The sequence below is a fragment of the Kitasatospora sp. NPDC004531 genome (assembly GCF_053602195.1).
Map to the genome: position 1 here is coordinate 40,686 of NZ_JBSGDD010000055.1, position 11,729 is coordinate 52,414.

At 75.2% G+C, this 11,729-nt stretch carries 4 protein-coding genes; all 4 read left to right on the top strand.

Going from position 1 to position 11,729, the window contains the following annotated elements; translation table 11 throughout:
- Positions 1-127 precede the first annotated feature (127 nt).
- Positions 128-3,340, top strand: coding sequence for a hypothetical protein (locus tag ACWEMJ_RS21730; protein WP_452138731.1), 3,213 nt, complete (start codon positions 128-130; stop codon positions 3,338-3,340).
- A complete protein-coding gene (locus tag ACWEMJ_RS21735) occupies positions 3,322-8,604 on the top strand; it encodes a hypothetical protein (RefSeq protein ID WP_452138732.1) in 5,283 nt (1,760 codons plus the stop codon). The genes ACWEMJ_RS21730 and ACWEMJ_RS21735 overlap by 19 nt, the downstream gene beginning before the upstream one ends.
- Positions 8,597-10,438 carry a hypothetical protein gene (locus ACWEMJ_RS21740; protein ID WP_452138733.1) on the top strand — a complete coding sequence of 614 codons (1,842 nt, stop codon included), beginning with the start codon at positions 8,597-8,599 and terminating at the stop codon, positions 10,436-10,438. The genes ACWEMJ_RS21735 and ACWEMJ_RS21740 overlap by 8 nt, the downstream gene beginning before the upstream one ends.
- Positions 10,439-10,541: 103 nt before the next feature.
- Positions 10,542-11,729: AAA family ATPase (locus ACWEMJ_RS21745; protein ID WP_452138734.1), on the top strand; the 1,188-nt coding region annotated here is incomplete at its 3' end.

An 11,729-nucleotide genomic window follows, 5' to 3' on the forward strand; every position in this document is an offset into this window, starting at 1 on the left:
CGGTCGGGCTCGATGCTCGGCGAACTCGCGCGTCGGGCACGGGGGTTGGGCTCGGTCGGCGGTCCGCCGCCGGTGGGGTCGGCTGTGAAGTGGTCGTCGGCGGTCGGGTGTCGGTCGGGAGTGGCGAATGACGGCGAATGGCTACTCGTTCCTGCCGTGGTTGCGGTCCGGGCTGTCGACGCGGATCAGTGGGGATCCGGGGGCTTCGGCGCGGGCGACGATTCCGGTGAAGCTGGTGGTGAGCGGGGAGGCGCTGGACGGGGGGCCGTTGAGCCGGGGCGTCGAGCGGGCCGTGCAGCTGTACGGGCCCGGCGACGTGATCGGGGTGGAGGGGCGGGCGGTCTCGCGGCGGGAGCCGCTGCCGGGGACGACCAACATCGAGCCCAACTTCCTCGCGCACATCGAGTTCTACGACGAGGACTTCCCGTGGCGGTACAGCCCGGCGGGCGCGGACGGGACGACGGATCGGCTGGCGCCGTGGCTGGCGCTGGTGGTGCTGGCGGCGCGCAGTGACGTGACGGGGGCGCCGGCGGAGTTCGAGGAGGGCGGCGGGGGGACGCCGGTGCCGTTCGTGGTCGTGAAGGATCCGACCGTGTTCCCGCCGGCCGACCAGCTCGGGGCGTGGGCGCACGTCCACGTCAACGGGTCGTTGGACGACGCGGTGGTGGCGCGGGAGCTCGACGGGGGCGGGGATCCGGTGCTGCAGGCGCTCGCGGAGGTGCTGCGCACCGATCCGGACCGGGCGTGTTCGCGGCTGGTGTGTCCCCGGCACCTGCAGCAGGACCGGGCCTACGAGGCGTTCCTGGTACCGGCGTTCGAGACGGGGCGGCTGGCGGGGCTGGGGTTCGATCCGGCGCTGTCGCCGGGGGCGCTGTACTCCAGCTGGGGGCCGGCGTACCCGAACCGCAAGGGCGAGGGGCAGCTGCCGTACTACCTGCGGTGGTCGTTCACCACGGGGGCCACCGGGGACTTCGAGTACCTGGTGCGGTTGTTGCAGCCGCGCCGGCCGGATCCGCTGGTGGGGCGGCGGGACATGGACGTGCACCGGTCGGCGGGGCCGGGGCTGCCGCCGATCACCACGCCGGCGGCGATCGGCGGGGTGCTGCGGCTGGGCGGGGCGCTGCAGGTGCCCGAGCAGCCGGTCGACGCCTGGGAGAACTGGGACAACTGGCTCGGGCAGCCACCACCCGCCGCGCCCTTCCCGCACCCGTTCCAACAGGCGCTGGCCAACCTGGTCAACCTGGCGGAGGCCTACCAGCACGTCACCCCGGCGGCGGCGCACGCCGCGCTGCCGCCCGCGCAGGCGCAGTCGCTGTCGGCGGGCGTCGATCCGGTGATCACGCCGCCGCTGTACGGCCGTTGGCACGCGCTGACCGCGCACCTGCTGGTCGACGACGCGGGGCAGCCGCTGCCCGCGCCGGCGAACCGCAACTGGGTGCACCGGCTGAACCTCGACCCGCGGTTCCGGGTGGCGGCGAACTTCGGCACCAAGGTGGTGCAGGCCCGGCAGGACGAGTTCATGGACGCGGCGTGGGCGCAGCTCGGCGACGTGCTGCAGGCCAACGCGCGGATCCGGCAGGCGCAGTTGGCGCGGGAGGTCGGGCACCGCCTGCAGGTCAAGCACCTGTCGCCGCCCGCCGCGCCGGCGGCGCTGGACGCGCCGCCGCCCACCGGCAAGTACCTGACGCTGACCGCTCCCGCGCACCCGCGCGTCACCACCGCCGGGCCGGCGGCGGCGCTGGACGCGGGCGGGGAGCAGCTGGCGGTGGGGTTCCAGGTGGCGGCCAGCCAGGTCGCGGCGGCGCCGGTGTCGGCCGCGATGCGGCGGCTGATCCGGCCGGGGGCGCGGCTGGTGCGGTCGCTGACCTTCCCGCCGGACCGGCCCCGGGAGGCGCTGGTGCCGCGGATGGACGCCGAGACCGCTCCGGTCACCGCCGCCGCGCCGAAGGTGAAGCCGGCCGCGCTGGTGACGCCGGACCAGCTCGACCACGAGCTGCACCCCGGGGTGGGCCTGCGGGCGGCCGATCCGGTGGGGTCGCTGCCGAAGAGCGCGGACTTCGTGCTGAAGGACATCGGCGATCCGGTGCCGCCGACCACCGGCGGGAACGTGGACAGCCCGGAGGCGCAGCGGTTCAAGGCGGCGCTGCGCGAGCTGTACGACGGCCGGGACGAGGCCGCGGCGGTCGGGCAGGCGCCCGTCCGGGAACGGCTGGGGGTGGCGGGGACGACGGACGCGGTGCTGCAGGGGCTGCGTGCGGACACCACCGTGCCGAGGTGTCTGCTGGGGTCGGTGGGGGTGCCGGAGCGGCTGCGGCCGTTCGCGGAGAGCTTCGTCGAGGCGATGGCGTACCCGGTGATCGACCTGCCGATGTACCAGTCGCTGATCGACCTGTCGGTGGACGTCTTCGTGCCCAACCTGGGCCTGCTGCCCGCGAATTCGATCACTCTGCTGGAGAACAACCGGCGCTTCATCGAGTCGTTCCTGGTCGGGCTGAACCACGAGATGGCGCGGGAGATGCTGTGGCGCGAGTACCCGACCGACCAGCGCGGCACGCCGTTCCGGCAGTTCTGGGACCCGCGCGCGGTGCTGTCGCCGCCCGGGGAGACGGCCGAGCAGCGGCGTGAGCGGCTGTACGACATCAAGCCGGTCCACACCTGGGGGCCGGCGGCGCTGCTCGGCGAGAACGACAACCGGCAGCAGGCGGGCCCGCACCAGAAGGACGACCTGGTGCTGGTCGTCCGCGGCGAGCTGTTGAAGAAGTACCCGAACACGGCCGTGTACGCGCACCGGGCCGCCTGGCCGCTGGACGCGAACGGCGATCCGATCACCACGGGGGAGCGCGTTCCGGCGCCGCTGCCCGACGAGGACCATCCGACGTCGGACCTGGTGCGGCTGCCGCTGTACGAGGCCAAGGTCGAACCCGACATCTACCTGCTGGGCTTCGACCTGGACGCCGCCGAGGCGCGCGGCAACCCGCCCGGCGACCCGGGATGGTTCTTCGTCCTCAAGGAACGGCCCGGCGAGCCGCGCTTCGGCGTGGACGAGCCGGAGGGGCCGCTGCCGCCGGTCGAGGTGTGGAACGACCTGACCTGGCAGCACGTCGACCCGGACAGGCTCGGGTTCATCGAGTTCGGCGACGCCACGCACGTGCCGCTGGCACCGTTCGACGGCTCCCCGGACGACCTGGAGAAGCAGCAGCAGCGCGCCGAGGACAACGCGCTGCCGCTGTGGTACTCCCGGCTGAGCTCCGCCGACATCGCGTACATCCTCTTCCAGGCGCCGGTCATGGTCGCCATCCACGCACAGGAGATGCTCCCGGTATGGCCGACAACCCCCTGAGCGACGACTTCCCGGTCCTGCTGGGACCGGTGCGGGTCGAGACCAGGTTCACCGCCACCGAACTGCTGGTGCGGGTCTTCCCCGACGAGTGGGCCGTCGACAGTTTCGAACCCCGGCCCACCGAGGCCGAGTTGGGAGCCATGGACGCCTACTGGACGGCGCTGTGGCGCACCGGCGGCAACGCCGTCGGGGACCGGACGGCCTGGCAGGAACTGGTCGGCCGGATCGCCGCCGGCCGGGCCACCTGGCTGCTGGAGAGCCACCGGCCGGCGAACCCGACCGACCGGCCGGCGACGGTGCCCGCCGACACCACCGTGCTGGTGGTGTTCAGCACCGCCGCGCTGCCCGCCGCCGACCGGCAGCCGACAGTCGACTACTGGACGGCGGTGTGGCGGGCGCACGGCGACCGGCTGAAGCTGCGGGCCGCCGACACCGCGCTGCTCGCCGCCGTCGGCGCGGCCCGGGCGGCCGCGATCACCGCCCGCCGGCCCGCCGGGATCGAGGCCGCGCCGGTGGCCGTCGGCGACGCCGTGCTGGTGGCGTTCCTGGTGGTGCCGCGCCCGGCCGCCGCCGACATCGCCCCGCAGTCCTGGACGGTCGCCGCCCGCGCCGGACTGCTGCCCGACCGGTTCCGGCTGCTGGGCTGGGCCGGCGGCGCCAAGGTGATCGACCTGGACGGCAACCCCGTCCCGGCGACGCTGCCGGTCAGCCCCGACCCGGGCAACACCGACCCGATGAAGGTGAACGAGAGCACCGGCGTGCTGACCGTCCCCGACGAGCTGCGCTGGCTGACCGAGTTCGACCGGGCCGTCACCGTCGGCATGGGCTTCCGCGTCACGCTGACCCCCGCCCTCGCCGGCGGGCTGGACCGGCTGGTGGTGCTCGGGCTGCGCGGGCAGGCCGCCCCGGCGCAGTCCGCCACCGACCTGACCGGCCTGCTGACCCGTCAACTCCGCAGCCCCGCCGGGCTCGCCCTGCTGCCGCAGGGCACCCCCACCAACAACAGCGCGCACGCCCCCGCCGGGACGGACCCGGCGCAGGAGGCCGACGCGGGGCTGCGCTCGGCGGCCCACCTGCGCGCCGTGGCCCCCACGGCGGACTGGACCACCCGCACCGACGGGCAGTGCTTCGCCGAACTGCTCGGCGTCGACCCCGCCGACCTGGCCGGGATGCCGGGCGCCGACGGCACCGACCAGCGCGACGCGCGCGCCGCCGACACCGCGCTGTGGCCCGCGACCTGGGGCTACCACCTGCAGACCACGCTTCACCCGGTGTTCTCCCGGGCCGTCGTCGAGCAGACCCGGCAGTACTTCCTGCGGCACGTCTCCGGCCGCGGGCCGGTGCCGACCGTGCGGATCGGCCGCCAGCCCTACGGCATCCTGCCGACCACCGCGTTCTCCCGGCTCGCCTGGCCCGACAGCCACCCCGCCGCCGCCCACCGGCGCGGCCTGCACACGGTGCTCCGGGCCGCCGCAGCCGACTGGCAGGCCGCCACCGCCAAGGTCCCCCACCTCGGCGGGCCCGCCGCCGACGCCCACCAGCACCTGCTGGACATCCTGGCGCTGCACCCGACCTCCGCCGAGTACTACCAGCGCTACGCGCAGAGCGTCGAGGACATCTTCAACCGGGAGAACCTCGGCGCACTCGGCTCCACCGTGCTGCCCGGCCTGGAACGGCTGAACCAGCCCGGCCCGCTCCGCGCCCTGCTGACCCGCTTCGGGTACCCCGACACCGGCCCCTCGCAGGACCCGGACCTGGTCCGCCGGCTGTTCCTCGACACCCAGCACCCGCTGCTCGCCCCCGCCGTCGACGACCGGCCGCTGTCCGAGACCGACCCGATCCGGCCCTACACCGTCGACGGCGCCAACTACCTGACGTGGCTCGCCGCGCACGCCCGCACCGACCTGGAGAGCATCCGCACCGAAGCCGGCTTCCCCGACGACGACCGGCCTGCCGCGCTGCTGTACCTGCTGGCCCGGCACGCCCTGCTGCTCGGCTGGGCCGACGCCGCCACCGAACTCGCCATCGCCGCCGGCATCGCCACCCCTGCCGAACAGGCCGCCGCCGACCCGGCGTTCATCCACGTCAAGATCCCCGCGCCCGGCCAGAGCCTGCCCAGCGAAAGCCGCTTCCGCAGGCTGTACTCGCCCGCGCCGCGGATCACCGACGACCCCGCCCGACTCGTCGTCGACCACATCCCCCGGGTGATCGGCACCAGCCCCGCCACCGCCCGCCTCGCCGAACAGGCCGACGCCCTCGACCTGTTGACGGCCCTGCCCACCGCCCGGCTGGAACGCGTCCTCGCCGAACACCTCGACACCGCCACCTACCGGCTCGACGCCTGGCGGCTCGGCCTCGCCAACGAACGCCTCGCCGAAATGCGCTACGGCCCCGACGGCACCGCCCCGCCCGTGCGCGGCGTCCACCTCGGCGCGTACGGCTGGCTGGAGGACGTCCGCCGGCGCGCGACCGCGCTCACCCCCGTCACCCTGACCGGGCCGCTCGCCACCGTCTTCCAGGGCGACCAGCCGCTGATGCACGACGCGAACAATGGCGGCCACCTGCACGCCCCCTCGCCCGGGCAGGCCCGCACCGCGGCCGTGCTGCGCGCCGGATACCTGGCCAACGGATCGCCGGACAACCCCGGCTCGTTCGCCGTCAACCTCAGCTCCGGGCGGGTGCGGACCGCGCTCGCCCTGCTCGACGGCATGCGGCAGGGCCAGTCGCTGGGCGCCCTGCTCGGCTACCGGCTCGAACGCGACCTGCACGACAGCCACGAACAGGCCGAGGTCGACTTCCTGATCGCCGCGCTGCGCCTGAAGTTCCCGCTGCGCGCCGGGCGGATCGCCGAGACCGTGCCCCGGCCGAGCGACCAGCCCGACCCCGCCAAGCCACTGGCCATCGACCAGGTCGAGGCCCACAACGTCATCGACGGCCTCGCCCTGGTACGGCACCTGACCAGAGGAGACGCCCCGCAGAGCTACCCGTACGGGCTGGACGGGCTGCCCGCCGTCACCGCCACCCAGCAGGCCGTCGTCGACCGGGCCGCCCAGCACCTGCTCGACCTCCACGACGCGCTCGCCGACCTCGCCGTCGCCGAAGGCACCCACCAGGCGCTGCTCGGCAACCCCGAACGGGCCTCCGCGACCCTCGACGCGTACGCCAAGGAAGGCCTGCCGCCGCACCCCGCCGTCGTCGCCACACCCCGCAGCGGCACCACCCTCACCCACCGGCTCGGGCTGCGCCTCACCGCCGGCCTCGGCCCCGACAGCGGCGCCGCGCCGCTCGCCCACAACACCCCGCGCGCCCAGGCCGAACCCGCCGTCAACGCCTGGCTGCCCGCCCTGCTCCCGCCCGCCACCAACCTGGTCGCCCAGGTCACCTGGACCGACGCGCTCACCGGACTGCCCCGCAACCGCACCGTCAGCCAGTTCGACCTCGGCCTGGCGCCGATCGACCTGCTGTGGGCGGTGCGCCCGGCCGGCAGCAGCACCGACACCGACCTCGACGACCGGATCATCGGCTCCGTCATCCGCACCGACAACCCCCGGCCCGACGTCGAACTGACCATCCACTACACCGACCAGCTCTCCGGCCGCGTCACCTTCTTCGAGATCTCCCCGCTGATCACCGCGCTGCGCACGCTGCTCACCACCGCCCGGCCGCTGCGCCCCACCGACCTGGCGCCCGCCGCCGGGACCGACCCCGCCGACCGGGACGCCGACCGGGCCGTCTCGCTGCCCCGGGAACGCCCCGCCGCCGTCCGGGCCTCGCTGGACGCGCTGCGCACCGCGGTGGAGAACTACCTCGCCACGCTGACGCCGCTGTACCCGGCCGGGGCCGAGCCGCAGCGGGCGCAGATCGTCGCCGCCGTCGACACCCTGCTGTCGGGGTACGCCGCGCTGGTCACCACCGCGAGCGGGTTCGGCATGGTCCGCAGCGGATGGGGCGAACTCGCCACCTGGCGGCGCGGGGTGTTCACCGACGTGCTGAACGCCGTCGCCGTCGTCGCCGACCGGATGACCCGGGCGCTGGCCGCCGCCGACGCGCTGCTCGCCCGCTACGACGCGCTGCCCGCCGCGACCTCCGCCGCCGAGCGGTTCCGGCTGCTGCAACAGGCGGAGCGGCTGATCGCCACCAAGCCCACCTCGCCGCTGCCCGCCCAGCCGGCCGCGTACCGGGCGGTGATCACGAACCGGCGGCAGGCCTTCACCAACAAGCTCCAGTCGCTCCGGGCCGAGGCCCGGACGGTGCGCAACACGCTCAGCGGGCTGCTCGCCGAGGTCGCCGCGAAGCTCCCGCTGAGCGACTTCGACCCGACCGACCTCAGCCTGGGGCCGTTCCAGGACCGGGTGGTGCAGTTCTGCCGGGACCTGCTGGCGCGGGCGAACACGCTGCACACCGAGGTGCTGGCCCGGCTCGCCGCCGCCGACCGGGCGCTCACCGCGTACGACGCGGCCGTCACCGGGCCCGACAAGGTCGCCGCGGCCCTCGACGCGCTCAAGGCGATGATCGGCCAGGACGTGCTGGCCGTACCGGAGTTCACGCCCACCGCGCAGCTCGCCGCGGACTGGAAGAAGGCGCTCGGCGACAGCGGCAAGCTCGTCCAGCACCTCACCCAGCCGCCGTTCGGGCGGGACTTCCCGATCGACGACTGGGCGCACGGCATCGCCCGGGTCCGCGACAAGCCCCGGCTGTGGGAGCGGGCCGTGGTGCTGAGCGACGCGCTGCGCGGGCCCGGCGGCATCCTCGGCGACCTGCTGCACTCCGCCGAACCGCAGCTGGTGCCGATCCAACTGCCGTACCGGCCGAACGACCACTGGCTGGCCATGGAGTTCAACCCCGGCACCGACATCACCGAGGACAAGGTGCTGTTCACCGCGCACTACGCGCCCGACCCGCTCCCCACCGTCCCCACCCAGGTCGGGCTGCTGCTCGACGAGTGGACGGAGGTCGTCCCGGCCGACCGGGAGACCACCGGGATCGCGCTGCACTACGACGGGCCGGACTCCGAACCGCCGCAGGCCATGCTGCTGGTCGTGCCGCCGGTGCGCACCGGCGCCTGGAACACCGACGACCTGATCGCCGCGATCGGCGAGACCCTCGACCTGGCGAAGGCCCGGGGCGTCGAACCCGAGCACCTCGACGACACCGGGTACGCCCAACTGCTGCCCGCCACCGTGATGTCCGCGACCCGGCAGCCGATCACCATCTCCACCGACCTCGCGATCGCCAACCAGCGCTGGAAGGCCGCCCATGCCTGAGCCCCGCATCGCCGACCTCCCCAAGGCGCTCACCGACCGGACCAACCCCGCCGTCGGCGTCTGGAACCGGCTGGAGGGCCGCCCGCGCACCACCGACTTCCAGCGCGCGCTGCGGGCCGAAGTGCGCGACGCGCTGTGGATGCTGACCAGGCAGTGGCAGCTGGGCGAGTTCCGCGCCACCGACGCCGGGTCGCCCGTCACCGCGACGTACTCGATCGCCGGCACCCGGCCCAGCCGCTTCCGCCCGACCGGCGGCGCCGCCGAGGCGCTGCCCGACGACCGGCCGCTGGAGGCGCTCGCCGAACGGCGGGCGGTGGCGTTCACCGCCGGCGCCGACCCGATCGCCTTCGACCTGCGGCTGGCGATCGGTCGGCGCTGGCTCAAACTGCTCGGCCGCGACCCGGTGCTGGCCAACATCGCCTTCGACTTCCGCGGCCAATACGTCCGCAAGTACCCGATCGCGCTGCCGAACCCGGACACCGACGCGGACGCGCCGCGGGTCGCCGACCCGGAGGTGTGGGCCACCCTGCAGGCCGTGGCGGTACGGCGGATGGACGGCTACCTGCTGTACCGGCACATCAAGGACGGCGGGCGGGCCTCCGACGGCATCAACGACGTCCTGCACCTGCACTACCCGGCGCTCGACGCCCTCGGCGCCCGCCTGGTCGCCTGGTTCGACGACCTGATCGACCAGCCCGGCGCCGACGCCACCTGGGACCCGCGCCGCCTCGAACACCGCTTCTCGGTGGCCGGCACGGCCCCCGACAGCACCGAGAAGGTGCTCACCGCGCAGGAGTTCCCCGGCGGCGAACTCGACTGGCACGCCTTCTCGGTGGACCCCGACCACCCCGTCGGCGGCGCGCAGCCGCCGCTGCCCGCGATCAACCGCACCGTCTTCCCGGCGCAGCTGCGGTACGCGGGCATGCCGCTGCCGCGCTGGTGGGCGGTGGAGGACGGCGGCACCAACTTCGCCGCGGTGTCGCCCGACAGCACCGACCTGGCCCGGCTGATCTTCCTGGAGTTCGCGCTGGTCTACAGCAACGACTGGTACCAGCTGCCGTGCGAACTCCCGGTCGGCACGCTGGCGGACATCCAGGGCCTGGCCGTCACCGACGTGTTCGGGCAGCGGCTGTGGATCACCCCGGCGGGCAGCGGCCTGAACGAGAACTGGCAGCGCTGGTCGATGTACACCCTCGACACCCTGGACGCCGGGCCCGGCACCGCCGCCGACACCAGCCTGTTCCTGCCCGCCAGTGTGCCCAAGGTCGCGGACGGGCCCGCGCTGGAGGAGGTGTCGCTGGTCCGCGACGAGAACGCCAACCTGGTCTGGGGCATCGAGGCGACCGTCCCCCGGCCCACCGGCGAGGGCCGGCGGGGCAGCGAGGTCGCCGCCGCGGTCCAGGCCCAGCACCTGCGGCGGCACCCGCCCGCCGGGCCGGACGCGCCGCTCGCGCCGATCGCGTACGAGGCGATGAACTCCGTGCCCGAGCAGTGGATCCCGTTCATCCCGGTGCACGTGCCGGGGGACAACCGGACCGTGCAGTTGCAGCGCGCGGCGATGCCGAACATCGTCGCGGTGCTGCCGCCCGTGCAGCCGCGAACGTCTTTGCTGCGGGAGGGACTCGACGCGGTGCCCGCGCACTCGTACTTCATCGGGCAGGAGGAAGTGCCGCAGACCGGGACCAAGTTGAGCGTCTGCTACCGGCGCACCCGGTGGCGCAACGGGCGGGTCTGCGTCTGGCTGGCCGCCGCGCGCGGCGCCGGGCGGGGGGAGGGGGCGAGCGGGCTGGGGTTCGATCTGCTGGTGGACACGCCGAAGCCGCCGGCGGCCTGACGCCGGGGTCGTTCCCGGGGGGCGTTCGTGGGGGCCGTTCGTAGGATGGGACGGAGCTCCGGCGGGAGGGAGTCCGGTCTTGGGTGGGACGGAGAACCAGGGGATGCGGCAACTGCTCGGGCGGGAACGGGAGTTGGAGCAGCTGGCCGGCCTGCTGCGGGAGGTCCGGGACGGGCGCAGCCGGGTGCTGGTGCTGCGCGGGGAGGCCGGGGTCGGCAAGTCGGCGCTGCTCGACCGGCTGGCGGCCGAGGCCGGGCGGGCCGGACAGGCGCAGGTGGTGCGGGCGGCCGGGGTGGAGGCGGAGGCCGAGTTCGCGTACTCGGCGCTGCAACGGCTGTGCGCCCCGCTGCTCGGCGGGCTGGACGGGCTGCCGCCGGTGCAGCAGGACGCGCTGCGGGTGGCGTTCGGGCTGAGCGCCGGGCCGCCGCCCGAGATGCTGCTGGTCGGGATGGCGGTGCTCGGCCTGTTCGCGGAGGCCGGGGCCGCCGCGCCGCTGATCTGCCTGGTCGACGACGCGCAGTGGCTGGACCTGATGTCGCAGCGGATCCTGGCGTTCGTCGGACGGCGGCTGGAGGCCGAGTCGGTGGCGCTGGTGTTCGCCGAACGGACCGCCGACGGGGTCGGCGACCAGGGCCTCGCCGGGCTGCCCGAACTCGCCCTGCGCGGCCTGGCCGACGCCGACGCGCGGGCGCTGCTCGACCGGGTGCTGCCCGGGCCGGTGGACGCCCGGGTGCGGGACCGGATCGTCGGCGAGACCGGCGGCAACCCGCTCGCCCTGCTGGAACTGCCGTCCGGCCTGACGCCCGCGCAGCTCGCGTTCGGCCTCGGCGGCCCCGGGGCGGCCCCGCTGGCCGGCCGGGTCGAGGAGGGCTTCCGGCGGCGCGTCGAGGCGCTGCCCGCCGACACCCGGGCGGTGCTGCTGGTCGCCGCGCTCGAACCGGTCGGCGACGGGCCGCTGCTGTGGCAGGCGCTGCGCTCGCTGGGCATCGGGCCCCGGGCGGCGGCGCCCGCCGAGGCCGCCGGCCTGATCACGCTGGGCGCGCCGGTGCGGTTCCGGCACCCGCTGGTGCGCTCCGCCGTGTGGCGGGGCGCGGACGCCGCCGAGCTGCGCGCCGCCCACCGGGCGCTGGCGGACGCCACCGACGGCGGGCGCGACCCCGACCGGCGGGCCTGGCACCTCGCGCACGCCGCCGCCGGGCCGGACGATCACCTGCACCGCCACGTACACCGTCACCGCCGCCGACGCGGCCAACGGGTCGATCGACAACACGGCCGTCGCGACGGGCCTGTC

What these genes read in the sequence shown, in the direction of transcription:
- ACWEMJ_RS21730 (WP_452138731.1), top strand. Translation starts at nt 128, where the DNA reads ATGACGGCGAATGGCTACTCGTTCCTGCCGTGGTTGCGGTCCGGGCTG.
- ACWEMJ_RS21735 (WP_452138732.1), top strand. Translation starts at nt 3,322, where the DNA reads ATGGCCGACAACCCCCTGAGCGACGACTTCCCGGTCCTGCTGGGACCG.
- ACWEMJ_RS21740 (WP_452138733.1), top strand. Translation starts at nt 8,597, where the DNA reads ATGCCTGAGCCCCGCATCGCCGACCTCCCCAAGGCGCTCACCGACCGG.